This window comes from Mycobacterium gallinarum, from assembly GCF_010726765.1.
Taxonomy (GTDB): Bacteria; Actinomycetota; Actinomycetes; order Mycobacteriales; family Mycobacteriaceae; genus Mycobacterium; species Mycobacterium gallinarum.
In genome coordinates, this window is sequence record NZ_AP022601.1 from 223422 (window position 1) to 238367 (window position 14946).

At 64.7% G+C, this 14946-nt stretch carries 11 protein-coding genes; 7 read left to right on the forward strand and 4 right to left on the reverse strand.

What is annotated here, in order from left to right:
* Window positions 1-5: 5 nt before the first annotated feature.
* A complete protein-coding gene (phoU, locus tag G6N42_RS01050) occupies window positions 6-650 on the reverse strand; it encodes a phosphate signaling complex protein PhoU (protein ID WP_163724889.1) in 645 nt (214 codons plus the stop codon).
* Between the two features lie 104 nt (window positions 651-754).
* Here phoU and G6N42_RS01055 point away from each other — a divergent pair, with 104 nt between their 5' ends.
* The 4 genes from G6N42_RS01055 to G6N42_RS01070 all read left to right on the forward strand — a co-directional run bounded on the left by G6N42_RS01055 (window position 755) and on the right by G6N42_RS01070 (window position 6307).
* Window positions 755-1432, forward strand: a complete 678-nt coding sequence (locus G6N42_RS01055) for a PAS and ANTAR domain-containing protein (RefSeq protein ID WP_163724892.1) — start codon at window positions 755-757, stop codon at window positions 1430-1432.
* Window positions 1433-1498: 66 nt separating this feature from the next.
* The gene (locus G6N42_RS01060; RefSeq protein WP_163724895.1) at window positions 1499-1852 is read left to right on the forward strand and encodes an STAS domain-containing protein; all 354 of its coding nucleotides are present in this window, start codon (window positions 1499-1501) and stop codon (window positions 1850-1852) included.
* A gap of 1 nt (window position 1853) precedes the next feature.
* Window positions 1854-6002: a SpoIIE family protein phosphatase gene (locus G6N42_RS01065; RefSeq protein WP_232076047.1), complete on the forward strand. Its 4149-nt coding sequence runs from the start codon at window positions 1854-1856 to the stop codon at window positions 6000-6002.
* Window positions 6002-6307, forward strand: a complete 306-nt coding sequence (locus tag G6N42_RS01070; RefSeq protein WP_163724901.1) for an STAS domain-containing protein — start codon at window positions 6002-6004, stop codon at window positions 6305-6307. The genes G6N42_RS01065 and G6N42_RS01070 overlap by 1 nt, the downstream gene beginning before the upstream one ends.
* Before the next feature lie 72 nt (window positions 6308-6379).
* On the opposite strand, the gene G6N42_RS01075 is transcribed toward G6N42_RS01070, so the two are convergent.
* Window positions 6380-6646 carry a hypothetical protein gene (locus G6N42_RS01075; RefSeq protein WP_163724904.1) on the reverse strand — a complete coding sequence of 89 codons (267 nt, stop codon included), beginning with the start codon at window positions 6644-6646 and terminating at the stop codon, window positions 6380-6382.
* A gap of 273 nt (window positions 6647-6919) precedes the next feature.
* Between G6N42_RS01075 and G6N42_RS01080 the strand changes: the two genes are divergently transcribed.
* Window positions 6920-9775, forward strand: a complete 2856-nt coding sequence (locus G6N42_RS01080; RefSeq protein WP_163724907.1) for an MMPL/RND family transporter — start codon at window positions 6920-6922, stop codon at window positions 9773-9775.
* A 12-nt stretch (window positions 9776-9787) separates the two neighbouring features.
* Here G6N42_RS01080 and G6N42_RS01085 read toward each other — a convergent pair whose 3' ends face one another.
* Both G6N42_RS01085 and G6N42_RS01090 read right to left on the reverse strand, forming a co-directional pair.
* Window positions 9788-10660, reverse strand: coding sequence for an alpha/beta fold hydrolase (locus G6N42_RS01085; RefSeq protein WP_163724910.1), 873 nt, complete (start codon window positions 10658-10660; stop codon window positions 9788-9790).
* Window positions 10661-10732: 72 nt separating this feature from the next.
* Window positions 10733-11704 (reverse strand): hypothetical protein, encoded by a 972-nt coding sequence (locus tag G6N42_RS01090; protein ID WP_163724913.1) that lies wholly within the window; start codon window positions 11702-11704, stop codon window positions 10733-10735.
* 122 nt (window positions 11705-11826) lie between these two features.
* Here G6N42_RS01090 and G6N42_RS01095 point away from each other — a divergent pair, with 122 nt between their 5' ends.
* Together G6N42_RS01095 and G6N42_RS01100 are read left to right on the forward strand one after the other, a co-directional pair.
* Window positions 11827-12747, forward strand: coding sequence for an alpha/beta fold hydrolase (locus tag G6N42_RS01095; RefSeq protein WP_163724915.1), 921 nt, complete (start codon window positions 11827-11829; stop codon window positions 12745-12747).
* A gap of 84 nt (window positions 12748-12831) precedes the next feature.
* The gene (locus G6N42_RS01100; protein WP_163724920.1) at window positions 12832-14610 is read left to right on the forward strand and encodes an alpha/beta hydrolase domain-containing protein; all 1779 of its coding nucleotides are present in this window, start codon (window positions 12832-12834) and stop codon (window positions 14608-14610) included.
* Window positions 14611-14946: the final 336 nt, after the last annotated feature.

Genomic DNA, 14946 nt, shown 5'->3' on the forward strand with positions numbered 1-14946 from the left:
CGGGGTCAAACCGCCGATTCGCCGGTCGCGGAGAAGATGACGCGGCGACCGATCTCGACCGCATGGTCGGCGAACCGCTCGTAGTAGCGGCCCAGGAGCGTGACGTCGACGGCGGGGGCCACGCCGTGTTTCCACTCCCTGTCCATCAACACCGAGAACAGGTGACGGTGGAGGTTGTCCATATCGTCGTCGTCGTCCGCAAGCTGTTCTGCGCGGTGCGTATCCATGGAAAGGACGACCTGCTTGACGTTGCTTCCCATATCGACCGCGATGCGGCCCATTTCGGTGAAGTAGCCGTTGACTTCCTCCGGGAGCACTTTTTGCGGATGCCGTCGACGGGTGATTTTGGCGACGTGCAGTGCCAGCGCGGCCATCCGTTCGACATCGGCGATGTTTTTCAAGGCGCTGACCACCGCGCGCAGGTCACCGGCGACAGGTGCCTGCAACGCGAGAACGGTCAAGGCCTGCTCCTCGGTCTTCCTGGCGTGCTGCAGGATGGCCTCGTGGTCGGTGATCACCTGCTCGGCGAGCAGCAGGTCGGCCTGCAGAAGGGCCTGAGTCGCGGATTCCATCGCCTTACCCGCCGAACCGCACATCTCGGCGATTCCGACGATCAGGTCGTCGAGCTGCTGATGGAATGCATTCCGCACGCTTCGAGTTTAGGGGCAAAGGTCCCGGTAGAGGGTCGTCGCCTCGCCCTGACACCAACGTCATTTGTCCGTCGGGACATGGTCACTAATGCGATGATCTGACGATGTACGACCCCCGCGTCTCGGCCCGCGGTGAGCGATCGGCGTTGGTGTCGCCGGACTTGCACGTCGGCAGCTTCCGCTTCTGGTTCGTCGGGCAGTCGTGGGAATGGTCCGACGAGGTCGCTCGAATGCATGGCTATCAACCCGGCGAGGTCGTGCCCACGACGGAGTTGTTGCTTTCCCATAAACATCCCGACGACCGTCAGCACGTCCAGGACGCGCTGGACCATGCTCTGCTCTCGCGAGGGGCGCTCTCGAGCCGTCACCGCTTCATCGACACCGGTGGCCGGGTCCACGCCGTCATCGTTCTCGCCGACCGGATGCTCGACGACGACGGCACGGTCGTGGGAACCGAGGGCTATTACGTCGACTTGACCGACACGTTCGACCAGACGCGCCGCCAAGCCCTGGACGCCTCACTGCCCGAACTGTTGGAGTCACGCGCGGCGATCGAGCAGGCCAAAGGCGCCCTCATGTTGGTCTACCGCATCGATGCCGACGCAGCGTTCGAGCTGTTGCTCTGGCGTTCGCAACACACCAACACCAAACTGCGCGCGCTGGCAACACAGATCGTCGCCGAGCTCGCCACCGTAGACTTCGAACCCGGCGATCTGCGGCGGTCGTTTGATCACCTGCTGCTCACCGCGCATGAACGCATCGACCGCAACGGCAAGGCATGAGCGTGTGCGCCAGCAGCAAATTGGGTACCGAACATCCAATTATCGGCTAGCAACAGGTGCGGAGACGTGGCTCTACTGGAAGTGAATCAGGACGTTCGCGACGCTGCTGTCGTGGTATCGGCGGCGGGCGAGGTCGATTCGGCGAGTTTCACCAACCTGGAGTTCCATCTCGATACCGCCCTGAAGAGGGCTCTCGATCATCCGGCCTTGCTGCTGGTCATCGATCTTTCGGAGGTCACGCATTTCGGCAGCGCAGGGCTCAACGCGGTGCTCGAATGCCACGAGCAGGGACAGTCCCTGGGGGTCGCCGTCCGCGTAACCGCTGCCCACCCAGAGGTGCTGCGTCCGATCCAGATCACCAAGCTCGACGCGATCCTGCGGGTCTATCCGAGTATCCCCGCCGCACTCGATGGACATTGACATGAGCGGTACAGCCGGCGAGCGCGATGGCGTGGCCACCGTTTTCAGCGCGGACGCGGAAGTCGGTTTCGACCTTGCCCAGGTGGACTGGGAGGGCACCCCACTCGGTTCGCCGCATCAGTGGCCGCAGAGCCTACAGACGGCGGTCGGCATCCTGCTGTCCACGCGTTTCTCGATGTGGATGGCGTGGGGACCGGATTTGACGTTCTTCTGCAATGCCGCGTACCGACGCGACACGCTGGGCCGGAAGTACCCGTGGGCGTTGGGCCGACCGGCCCGGGAGGTGTGGGCGGAGATCTGGGACGACATCGGACCGCGAATCGACGGGGTCTTGTCCACCGGAGAAGCCACCTGGGACTCGGAGCTGTTGCTCTTCTTGGAGCGTTCCGGATACCAGGAGGAGACCTATCACACGTTCTCCTACAGTCCGCTGCGCGACGACGACAATCAGATCGTCGGCATGCTGTGCGTGGTCAGCGAGGACACGCAGCAGGTGATCGGCGAGCGGCGGATGGCGACGCTGCGCGATCTTGGCTCCGATCCGAGCGTTGTGCGCAGCGAGGAAGAGTCACTCGCTTTCGCCGATCGCCAGCTCGGCCAAAATTTGCGCGACCTCCCGTTCACGCTGACCTACCTGCTCGATGACAGCGGTGACGCCCGGCTCACCGGTTCGAGCGGTATCGCCCCCGGGCATCCTGCGGCTCCTTTGCTGATCCCCGCGGGCGAGAACCGGCCGTGGCCGGTAGCCGAGGCTGCTGACGGCGACACGCTCTCGGTAGTTCTGGACGGGTTGCCGGATCTGCCCACGGGGGATTGGCGCGACCCGCCCACCGAGGCACTTTTGGTGCCGTTGCTGCTGCAGCAGGGCGGCACTCCTCGCGGATTCCTGGTGGCTGCGCTGAACCGTTACCGCCCCTTGGACGATGCCTACCGCGACTTCGTGACGCTCGTCGCGGGGCACATCGCCTCCGGTATCGGCAGCGCGAGAAGCTTCCGCGACCAGCAACGCCGGGCGGAAGAGCTGGCCGAACTGGATCGTGCCAAGACGACGTTCTTCTCCAATATCAGCCACGAATTCCGAACACCCCTGACGTTGATCCTCGACCCCGTCGACCAGCTGCGGGGTCGTGCCGAACTCGACGAGCCGACCCGCCAGGAACTGGATACCGTGTGGCGCAACGGGTTACGGCTGACCAAGCTGGTCAATTCGTTGCTGGATTTCTCGCGTTTCGAGGCCGGCCGCACCCACGCGCACTTCGTGCCGGTCGACATTGCGACCGTCACCGCAGAGCTTGCGAGCGTGTTTCGGTCCGCTGTCGAACGGGCGGGTCTTGGTTTTGTCGTCGACTGCCCGCCTCTTGATGATGTCGTCTACATCGATCGCGACATGTGGGAGAAGGTGATTCTCAACCTGCTCTCGAACGCGTTGAAGTTCACCTTTGAAGGCAGCATCGCCGTAGGTGTCCGCGGCGAGAACGGCGAAGCGGTGGTGACCGTGGCGGATACGGGCATCGGCGTAGCGGCCGCGGAGATACCCCGGCTGTTCGAACGCTTCCACCGCATCGAAAATGTTCGCTCCCGATCCAACGAGGGCAGTGGTATCGGATTAGCCCTTGTCAAGGAGTTGGTCGAGGCCCACCGCGGCAGCATCGAGGCCGACAGCGCCGAAGGTGTGGGGACCACCTTCACCATTCGTATACCGTGCGGCACCGCGAATCTGCCCACCGCCGAGGTCGAGACGGCGGATGCCAGCCGGGAATCGTCGGCAATTGCCGAACCCTATGTGCAGGAGGCATTGCGCTGGATCCCCGCCGAGGCTCGTCTAACGGCCCAGGAGTCCGGGGTACAAGGTGAGGACGCGTCGGGTGCGGACACTCGGAAGCCGATCCGCGCGCTGATCGCGGACGACAACGCCGATATGCGCGATTATCTGGTGCGCCTGCTGAGTAACGACGGCTACGAGGTCGACGCGGTCACCGACGGACTGCAGGCCCTGGACGCAGCTCGTACCAGCCTGCCGGACATCGTCGTGAGTGACGTGATGATGCCGCAGCTCGACGGGCTGGGGCTGGTGGCGGCTCTGCGTTCGGATCCGCGGACGGTGGCGATACCGGTGTTGCTGCTATCCGCACGTGCCGGGCAGGAGGCGTCGATCGGTGGTCTGCAGGCCGGCGCCGACGACTACCTCACCAAGCCGTTCGCGGCCGCGGAACTGCTTGCGCGTGTGCGTGCCAACGTCGGGCTGGCGCGGATGCGCAGTCATCACGCCCGCTGGCGCACCGCGCTCGTCGACTCGCTGCAAGAAGCGTTCTTCGTCTGCGACGAACACGGGACCGTCATCGAGATCAACGCATCGTTCACCGACATCCTCGGGTTCGGCGTCGAGGGTCTGCCATACCAACCCATTTACCCGTGGTGGCCATCGGCCGACACGGATCCCGATGCGCACAATGCCGCGGCAGAGGCATTCGCGACCCTGTTGAACGAACCGCACGGCACGATAACGCTGCCGGTCACCCATCGTGACGGACATCGGCTATGGGTGACCGCGACGTTCAACCACATCGATGATCCCGATGACGGTCGCCACCTCATGGTCGGAACGTTCCGCGACGTCACCGCCGAGCACTACACGGTGCAACGCGATACCGCACTCGCTGCACTCAATCAGCAACTCGCACAGGCAGACTCGCTCGGCGATGCCGTGCGTGCAGCTGCCGATGAGCTTTGTATCGTCTGGTCGGCGCGCAGCGTGGTGGCGCTCACCTTCCCGGTTGACGAGGCCGATAGCGACCCGTCGGATGTGGTGTGCAGCGGTGCTCCCGTGTCGTGGGAGCAGTTGACGCCCCGCGCTCGCGACATCATCAGGGCGCGGCAGAGTGGTGACTTACTGGCCTCGGCCACAACGGAACCCGGAATGGCGGCAATCGCGCTGCAGCACCCGGACGGTGTGCTCGTGTTGTTCGTCGAACTCGAAGAGCGGCGGCCTTTTACGTCGGAGGACCACACACTGCTCACCGTGTTCGCCGGGCGTCTGGGCCAGGGGCTGCAGCGTTTGCGCAACCTGGACCAGCAGCGCGAAACCGCATTGGCTTTGCAACATGCGATCCTCGGTCCCGATGTTTCGGGCGGGTTCGCGGTGCGATACCAGCCGGCCACCCGGCCGCTGCACGTCGGCGGCGACTGGTACGACGTGGTCAATCTGGACGACGGCCGTGTCGCCCTGATCGTCGGCGACTGCGTCGGCCACGGGCTGGCGGCGGCGACGGTGATGGGTCAGCTCCGAAGCGCATGTCGCGCACTGCTACTCGAACAATCCAGCCCGTCCGCGGCGCTAATGGCTCTCGACCGGTTCGCCGCCCGCCTGGAAGGTGCGCGGTGTACGACGGCGTTCTGCGCGGTGCTGAATCCGGACACCGGAGAAATCGTGTATTCCAGTGCCGGCCACCCTCCGCCGATTCTGGTCAACGCCGATCGCAGCACACGGTTGCTCGACGGCGCGGCGGCGACTCCGCTCGGGCTGCGGTACGACCGCTCACGACCCGAGGCCCGCGAGACCATGCCCGCCCGCTCGACGCTGTTGTTGTACACCGACGGTTTGATCGAGCGTCGTCGTGAATCGCTGGACCTGGGGATTCGCCGTGCCACCGATCTCGTCAAAGACAATCGGGACACCGCGCTCGAGGGCCTCGCCGATGAGATCATGTCGCGCCTCGCGCCCGGCGACGGCTACCAGGACGATGTCGCCGTTCTGCTGTACCGGCAGCCCGCGTCACTCGAAATCGACATCGCCGCGGACGTGGGCGAGCTTGCGTCGACTCGCGCTACGCTGCGCAGCTGGCTGATTCGTGCCGGCCTGGATGCCGAACAGACGTTGGATGTGCTCATCGCCGTGGGCGAAGCGGTTGCCAATTCGATCGAGCACGGACACCGTGAGCACCGCGATGGCACGGTCCGTCTGCGTGCGACGGCTTTGGCGGACCGATTGCACCTGACCGTGGTCGATACCGGGTCGTGGCGACCACCGAAGGCCGACCCCACTTCATTTCGGGGTCGGGGCATCATGCTGATGCGCGCATTGATGCAGGATGTGACCATTGAGCCGGGTGATTCCGGCACGACAGTTCGCATGCACACGGGGATCGCCTGATGGCCACTCCGCTTTCTGTCCGTACCAGTCTTGACGACGGCACCGCGGTGCTGAGTGTGGTCGGCGAAATCGATATGAGCAATGTCGGCGTGTTCACGACCGCGATCGCCGACGCGATGGTCCCGGCTTCGCATGACGGCGGTGTTTTGACGATCGACCTGACCCGCGTCGAGTACTTGGACAGCGCCGCCATTGGCGCATTGTTCGATCAGGCCGAGCGCATCCGCCTGCTCGTCAACCCGATGCTGATGCCGGTCCTCAGGGTCAGTGGTCTCACCAACGTGACTTCTGTGGTAGCTCGATAGCAGCACTGCGTCGGTGACCAACGACCGAAGAGGGGCCGCAGAGGTCTGCGGCCCCTCCCGGTCACCAACCACCTATTCCGGGTTCTTGGCGTATCGCAGCAGGAAGGCTGCCGACACGAATGCGGCGCCGAGGGCGAAGACACTCCACAGCACCAACGGGAAGACCAGCGAGATGGGGGACCAACCGACGCTGGAGAACGTCGCGGCGGTGTAAACCAACCAGAACACCCGATAGATGGACCACAGCGCGGCGATGCCTGCGCTGATCCCGATGACGAGGCTGTACGTGCGGTCGACCTGGCTGATCTGTTCCTGGACGCGGGTAGGCACGATGTTCATTGCGGTTTCCTTCAGGTCATGCGGCGCCCGTTTGGCGTCGTCAGTGCGGCAAGTACATCGAGCAGGGACGGCTACCGATCCCAAGAATTGCGGTCCACAACCCGGCTTCGTCTGTGGTGTTGCTGTGAAAAGCCTGTCAGACCTGCGGCTCAGCAATTGACAGGCGACAGTTTGACTGGCTACATATATGCGCAGTCATGTTTCAAGCGAAACGGAACGTGTAACGCGCGCGGCTTCTTGTAGGCCCGGGTGGAGGGGCCGGTAGTCCGACTGATGAGTTCTGTGTCGACGGAGCGATCGAAGATCGCGCACACCATTCGCGTGCTCGCCGTGCCGATTGTGCTGGGCTGGATGGTCCTGACTGTCGTCACCAACGCCTTCGTGCCTTCGCTGGAGAAGGTGGGCGAGGCCCAAGCCGTTTCGATGAACGCACACGACGCGCCGGCCTTCATCGCGATGCAGCGCATCGGTGCAAACTTCGAAGAGTTCGACTCAGACAGCAATGCGATGGTCATCCTCGAAGGTGACAAGCCGCTGGGCGACGAGGCCCATCGGTATTACGACGAGTTGATCAAGGCTTTCCGGGCCGACTCAGAACATGTAGAGCACGTCGCGGACTTCTGGAGCGATCCGCTGACGGCCGCGGGCGCACAGAGCAGCGACGGCAAGTCGGCCTACGTTCAGCTCTATCTGCGCGGAAACATGGGCGAGACGCGGGCCAACGAGTCCATCGCCGCCGTGCGCGAGATCATCGAGCAGACGCCCACTCCGCCAGGTGTGAAGTCCTACGTCACCGGTGGGGCGGCGATGAATGCCGACCAGCGCGTCGCCGGGGACAAGGGTGCCGCCAAGGCCACGCTCGTGACCCTCGTCGTCATCTTCGTCATGCTGCTGGTCGTCTACCGCTCGATCGCCACCACGATCCTGATCCTGCTCATGGTCTTCATCGAGCTCGGCGCCTCCCGCGGAATCGTCGCGTTTCTCGGCAACGCGGGCGTCATGGGGTTGTCGACCTTCGCGACCAGCCTGCTGACGCTCATCGCGATTGCCGCAGGCACCGACTACGCGATCTTCCTCATTGGCCGTTACCAAGAGGCGCGCGGAGATGGCGAAGATCGGGAAGCCGCGTACTACACGATGTTTCACGGGACCGCGCACGTGGTGCTCGGCTCGGGGCTCACCATCGCCGGCGCGCTCCTGTGTCTCAAATTCACCCGTCTGCCCTGGTTCCAGACGATGGCGGTGCCCTGTGCGGTCGGCATCCTCGTCGCCGTTCTCGCGGCGCTGACCCTGGGCCCCGCGGTGATCGCGATCGGAGGCCGGTTCGGGCTTTTCGAGCCCAAACGCGCAATCAACTCGCGCGGGTGGCGCCGAATCGGTGTGGTCGTCGTCCGGTGGCCCGGCCCGATTCTGGTGGCGACGTGTGCGCTTGCGCTGATCGGTCTGCTCGCCCTGCCGGGCTACAAGACCGACTACGACGGCCGCCACTTCATGCCCGAGGACACGCCGGCCAACATCGGATATGCGGTCGCTGACCGGCATTTCGACAGCGCCCGGATGAACCCCGAGCTGATGATGGTGGAAAGCGATCACGACCTACGGAACTCGGCGGACTTCCTGGTGATCGACAAGATCGCCAAGGCGCTCTTTCGGGTGCCGGGAATCGCGCGGGTGCAGACCATCACCCGTCCTGACGGGAAACCGATCGAGCACACCACGATTCCGTTCCTGCTCGGCATGCAGGGCACGACAAACCAGCTGAACCAGAAGTACAACCAGGACCGTATGGCCGACATGCTGGTTCAGGCCGATGAGATGCAGACGACCATCGACACGCTCACAAAGATGTCGGCACTCACCGAGCAAATGGCCGCCGTCACCCACAGCATGGTCGCCAAGACCAGGGACATGACCGTCGACATCGCCGAATTACGAGACAACATCGCCAATTTCGACGATTTCTTCCGGCCGATGCGAAACTACCTCTACTGGGAACCGCACTGCTACAACATCCCGGTCTGCTGGTCGATCCGGTCCGTGTTCGACACCCTCGACGGCGTCGACATCATGACGGCCGACATCCAGCAGTTGTTGCCCGATCTGGAACATCTCGACACGCTGATGCCGCAGCTGGTCGCGCTGATGCCCGCGCAGATCCAGACGATGAAGACGATGAAGTCGATGATGCTGACCATGTATGCCACCCAGAAGGGCATGCAGGATCAGATGGCTGCGCAGCAAGAGAATTCGTCAGCGATGGGTGACGCATTCGACGACTCGATGAACGACGATTCGTTCTACCTCCCGCCGGAGGTGTTCGAGAACGAGGACTTCAAACGCGGCATCAAGAACTTCATCTCACCCGACGGCAAGTCGGTGCGCTTCATCATCGAGCACGACGGCGATCCGGCCACCCCCGAGGGCATTGAGCGCATCGACGCGCTCAAGCAGGCGGCCAAGGAAGCCATCAAGGGCACGCCGCTGGAAGGCTCGACGATCTTCCTCGGCGGCACTGCGGCGACCTACAAGGACATGCGCGACGGGTCCAACTACGACCTGCTGATCGCCGGGCTGTCCGCTGCAGCACTGATTTTCATCATCATGCTGCTCATCACGCGTAGCGTGGTGGCGTCCGCGGTGATCGTGGGCACCGTATTGCTTTCGCTGGGGACGTCCTTCGGGCTTTCAGTGCTGGTATGGCAGTACCTCCTCGGCATCCGATTGCACTGGATCGTTCTGGTCATGTCGGTGATCCTCTTGCTCGCAGTCGGTTCCGACTACAACCTGTTGCTCGTCTCCCGGTTCAAGGAAGAACTGCACCACGGACTGAAGACGGCGATCATCCGGGCCATGGCGGGATCGGGTTCGGTGGTGACGTCGGCCGGGCTGGTGTTCGCCGCGACCATGGCGTCGTTCGTATTCGGCGACCTACTGTCCATCGCGCAGGTCGGCAGCACCATTGCGCTGGGTCTACTTTTCGACACCTTGATCGTGCGGTCGTTCATGACGCCGTCGATAGCCGCGCTGATGGGGCGGTGGTTCTGGTGGCCCCAGGTACCGCAGACGCCCGCGTCGAAGCGTCGGATGCAGAAGATCTTCGGCGACCGCGACGCCGCCGTGCGGTCCTGACGCCGCAAATTCCTACCGCGCGGCGTGGCGGCTGAGAAAGTCCACGACAGCATCGGCGAAAAGGTCGTTGCGATCGCCCGCGACCATATGGCCGGCGCCGCCGACGTCGACGAAATCGACCTCGGGAAACCTGGCGATGAACGCATCGGCCCGTTCCTGGGTGACGAGGTCGCTCATCTGACCTCGCACCAGCAGCATGGGCACACCCGCGTTGACGATCGTTTGAACGGCGGCGTGCATCCGATCGACCTCGGTCACCTCGGTGGGTGGCAGCGCCGAGGTGCCGTCGATGAATTTCGGATCCCAGTGCCAGTACCAACGGCCGTCGCGGTGGCGCAGGTTCGCCCGCAGCCCGTCCAGGTCTGTCGGCCGCGGACGGTGCGGGTTGTACTCCTGGATCATGTCGGCGACTTCGTCCAGTGAATCGAATCCAGACTGCATGCGATCGAACATGAAGTTGTGGATCCGCGATGCGCCCGACTGGTCCATATCGGGCACGATGTCGACGAGCACGACCGCGCGTGCCGTCCCCGGTGCGAGTTCACCCTCGAGAAGCATCGAGGTGAAGCCCCCGAGCGACGCGCCCACCAACACCGGCTTCGGCGGCAGATCGCGCAGCACTTCGAGCACGTCGCGCGCGAAGGAGGCGACGCGATAGTCCCCGTCGCTGGACCAGTCGGACTCGCCATGGCCGCGGAAGTCGAGAGTGATCGCCTGCCATCCACGCCCGGCTACCGCGGCTGCGGCGCGGCCCCAGGACCGGCGGGTCTGCCCGCCACCGTGCAGGAACACCACCGCTGGGGCCAGCGGATCGCCGATGCGATCGCCGACGATGCGAACGCCGCCGTCGCCGGCCGTGGTGAACGCCTCGGGTGCGGTGGTCATCTTGTTTTCATAACGCGGATGCGTCCGGTCCGCGACGACATCGAGGAATTCAGTGCCGTTATGCGGCGCGAATCACTCGAGGTAGCCATTGGTGCCGAACTTGTGGTCGCCGATCCGGCAGGTGACAGCACCCTGATAGGTCGCTCCGCATTCGGCAGGGCCGTTCTCGAGCCGTTCACCGGCAGGCAGGGCATCGACGTCGCGGGTGAACGTCGTTGTGTCCGAGTGGACGTAGCGGGCGCCGGTTGAGTCGACGATGGTCTGGTTGGTTCCTTCCGGCGCATTGTCCGGAACGAAATCGCAACCCGCCAGGGTGCCGCCAGGCGCGATGCCGCAGGAGTAGGAGTAGACACCCTCCTTTTCCGTCGGGGTCCGGAAGTAGAGCCAACCCGGATCGGTAGGCGTCGTGAACCTCCCCCGGGCCAGCGGCCACTGGTCGAGTCCGTCGACCGGTGAGGGGATGTCAGCCAACGGTGCGCCGGTCGCAATGGCGAGCACGTGGGTGAAGGCCTGCCGCGCGGCCAGCGCTCCGTAGTTGCTCGACGGCGGCCCCGGAGGCGCTTTGACGTAACCGATGACAACGGTCGGGCCAGCGCCGTAGGCGTAGCCCGGGGGCCCGCTGGGCAGGTTGATGTACCGCACCACCTTTTCGTCGAGGGTGACGGTACCGCCGTCGGCCTCGGGCCCCAGCCGTGAGAACAAGTCGTCGACATACGCTTCGCCACCGCCGTTTTCTTCGGTGGCGACGAGAACGTCGAGCACGAGCAGGTCCGGCGCCATGCTGGTATCGGTGACCTGGCCGGCGGTGAGCGTGGAGAACTGGGCGGTGGGTTTCGGGTCGGAGAAGCCGGGACCGACCTCGGCGGGGCAGATGGGGACGACGCTCAAGTCGTTCGGCAGGCCGTCAAATGCGGCGGAGAATGCGGCGGTTCGGTCGCCACAGTCCTGGCCTGCCGCGGGGGAGGCCGACCACAGCGAAACCAGGGTGGTGGCAGCCATGACGGCGGCAACGGCCCTGCGTCGACGCACCCGAGACCCGGTCATCGTCGCAGCGTCGCACACCTGCGATCAGCGGGCGATGGAGTTTCTGAAGGTCTGACGGCCCTGTTAAGAAACCTCCAAGGCGATCGCCACAGAGTCCTCCCAACAAAGTGAGGAGGAAGACGATGACTGCAATCCGGGAAATGGCCCCGACCGACACCACGGGCCTGCGCATGCTGACCTTGCATGGAAACCGCGTGGCCTACCTGGATGAAGGCGCGGGCGACGTGCTGTTGCTCATCCACGGCATCGGCGGCAGTTCGGACTGCTGGCGCAACGTCGTGCACAAGCTCGCCGAGCGGCATCGCGTCATCGCCGTCGATCTCCTCGGTCACGGTCAGTCCGACAAGCCGCGGGGGGACTACTCGCTGGGCGCCTTCGCGGTGTGGCTGCGTGACTTCCTCGATGCTCTGCACATCCGTGAGGTCACCGTCGTGGGCCATTCGTTCGGCGGTGGCGTGGCCCTGCAGTTCGCTCATCAGCACAAGGAGTATTGCCGCCAACTGGTGTTGATCAGCAGTGGCGGTCTGGGCCCCGACCTGGGCCGGCTGTTGCGCATGTTGTCTCTGCCCGGCGCCGAGATCGCGTTGCAGCTGCTCGCGTCGCGGCCGGCGGTCGAGGTCGGCAAGGCGCTCCGCAAGCGCGCGCTGGCGTCAGGCCGCGATGTCACCAGGTACAGCGAGACGTTGAAGGGTCAGGCCGCGCTGTCGGACCGACATAGCCGCGCGGCGTTTGTCCGCACGCTGCGCTCGGTCGTCGATCATCGCGGCCAGGCGGTCTGCGCATTGGATCGGCTTCGGGCAGACCTGCCGACTCTGATCATCTTCGGTGACGAGGATCGTTGCATCCCTGTCGCGCATGCACATTCAGTACATGAGGCGATTCCGGGCAGCGAGCTGCACGTCATTCCCGGTGTAGGCCATCAGCCTCAGGTGCAGTGCCCCGACGTCGTCGCGCGCCTTGTCGGGGACTTCGCCAACCGGACGAGGTCGGCGCCGGCCTCCGTGCGCGCAGTGCGACGCACCCTGCACGCAGTCCCGGCCTGACACAAAGCCTTTAAGAACTCTCCAAGCCCCCACCGGCACATTGCTATCTAACAGCCCGCAGCCCAACGATCCGAAGGAGTGGAAATGGCCGTCGAGTCAGTGCACGTAAACGCGGTTTACCCCCATTCCGACACCCGCTACGAGTGGGTGGAGGCGACCGTCGACTTCGCCGTCGACCCTGAGTTGTTGGCGAACGAGCGCATCGTCGACCTCGACCTCGCTCCTCGCGACGCCGATGGGCTGGTGCGCTTCGACGCCGACCTGAAGCTTCTGCGCCCAGTCGAAGGTGGCAATGGCAAGCTTCTTTTCGTCGTACCCAACCGCGGCGTACCCACGCTTGCGCCGTGGCTGAAGAACGGCTTCCTGCTGGATCGCGGCTACACCATCGCGTCGTGCGGCTGGCAGTGGGACACCCAGCGCGGGTCCGGCATCCTCGGAATATCCGCTCCGCAGGCTGACGTGCCGCCCGGATTCATGCGCCTGGAATGGCGATCCGACAGTGCGAGCGGGGATCATCCGCTCAGCTTCACCGTGCCCGAGATCGACGCGCTGCCCGCTGGCGCCGAGGCAATGTTCACGTTCACCGACTATCCGACGGCCGATGTCGACGACCCCGACGCCGTTCTGAGTGTTCGCACCTCACCGGATGCCGAGCCGACCATCATCCCAAGGGAGAGTTGGCGATTCACCGATGAGACGCATCTGACTCTTGATGGTGGTTTCAAGTCGTTCCACTGGTACGAGTTGGTCTACCGGACGTCGCGGGCGCCGGTGGCCGGCGCTGGCCTGCTGGCCATCCGCGACATCGTGTCGCACCTGCGGGGCGACGACTTGACGGCCGGCATCGAGCACGCGTTCGCATACGGTGTATCGCAGGCCGGCCGGCTCCTTCGTCAGTTCATTTCGGACGGTCTGAACGTCGACGAGGCGGGCATGATCGTCTTCGACGGCGTATTCAGCGAGTCCGCGAGTGCGGCAACGGGAGAGTTCAACCACCGGTACGCGCAGCCGTCTGTGGCTCAGGTCAACGGCTTCGGGAACATGGCACCGTTCGGGGCTACCGATTTGCTGGCGCGTCAGCGCGAATTGGGCGGAGTGCCGAAGACGATCTTCACCAACAGTGCAACCGAGTACTGGACCAGCGGGGGCGCCTTGTTGCACGTCGACCCGGTCACCGGCGTGGATCTGCCCGAGGATCCCGATGTCCGCACGTACCTGCTGGCCAGCACCGACCATTTCGGCAGCAGCAAGCTCAAAGAGGCGCTGCCGGTCGCCAATCCGGTGCATCGCCTGGATGTCACGCCGGTCAACCGGGCGCTGCTCGTCGCGCTTGAGGACTGGGTCTGCGAGGGTGTCGAGCCTCCGCGCAGCAAGGTGCCGCGGACCAGCGACGGCACTGCGGTCGCGCGCAAGGAGGTCCTGTCGGTCTTCAGCCACACCACCGGCCCGGACCCGTCGGCGCTACCGCACGCGCGGTACATCGACCTCGGTCCTGATGCCGATCGCGGGATCGGTCGCTGGCCGGTCAAGCTGGGCGAACCGTACGTCGACCTGGTGTCGGCGGTCGACGCGGACGGCAACGAGGTCGCGGGTATCCGCCTGCCGGCCGTCGCCGCACCGCTCGCCTCATACACGGGCTGGAATCCCCGTCGTCACATCGACGAGTTGCCCGATGTGCTCTACGAGCGGGTGGGCAGCAAGTTGGCGTTCCCTCCGGGCCGGCCGTCGGTCACCGAACGGTATCCGTCACGCGAGGACTACATCGTCGCGGCCCGCACTGCTGCGGAATCGCTTGTCGCCGAGCGGTTCCTGCTCGCCGACGAGGTCGAGGCCATCGTCCAGAAGGCCGCAGCCGACTACTGACGGGCTTCATAAACGCTTCACTCTGCACAGCGGCCGGGCGGCTCAGCCCCCGGCCGCTGTGCGCTTTGGTGTGCGTGGACAGTCGAGGACTCGGCACCCTCGTGGCGAGGTACGGCGGCGTCGAGTGTGGGGTTGTGGCACGCCTGGGGCGGTTTTGGCGTGCGTTGAGTCCACACTCGGCGGGTGGGTGGGTCGTTGTGATGGCGCGCGACTGGATGCTTGTGGTGGGGTGTTCGAGTGTGGGGTTGTGGCACGCCTGGGGCGGTTTTGGCGTGCGTTGAGTCCACAGTCGGCGGGTGGGAGTGCAGAGTCCGCGCCGAGCGCGGTATTGCGTGC

Coding starts and splice junctions, on each gene's coding strand:
- G6N42_RS01055 (WP_163724892.1), top strand. CDS start 755: ATGTACGACCCCCGCGTCTCGGCCCGCGGTGAGCGATCGGCGTTGGTG.
- G6N42_RS01065 (WP_232076047.1), top strand. CDS start 1,854: ATGAGCGGTACAGCCGGCGAGCGCGATGGCGTGGCCACCGTTTTCAGC.
- G6N42_RS01070 (WP_163724901.1), top strand. CDS start 6,002: ATGGCCACTCCGCTTTCTGTCCGTACCAGTCTTGACGACGGCACCGCG.
- G6N42_RS01075 (WP_163724904.1), bottom strand. CDS start 6,646: ATGAACATCGTGCCTACCCGCGTCCAGGAACAGATCAGCCAGGTCGAC.
- G6N42_RS01080 (WP_163724907.1), top strand. CDS start 6,920: ATGAGTTCTGTGTCGACGGAGCGATCGAAGATCGCGCACACCATTCGC.
- G6N42_RS01085 (WP_163724910.1), bottom strand. CDS start 10,660: ATGACCACCGCACCCGAGGCGTTCACCACGGCCGGCGACGGCGGCGTT.
- G6N42_RS01090 (WP_163724913.1), bottom strand. CDS start 11,704: ATGACCGGGTCTCGGGTGCGTCGACGCAGGGCCGTTGCCGCCGTCATG.
- G6N42_RS01095 (WP_163724915.1), top strand. CDS start 11,827: ATGACTGCAATCCGGGAAATGGCCCCGACCGACACCACGGGCCTGCGC.
- G6N42_RS01100 (WP_163724920.1), top strand. CDS start 12,832: ATGGCCGTCGAGTCAGTGCACGTAAACGCGGTTTACCCCCATTCCGAC.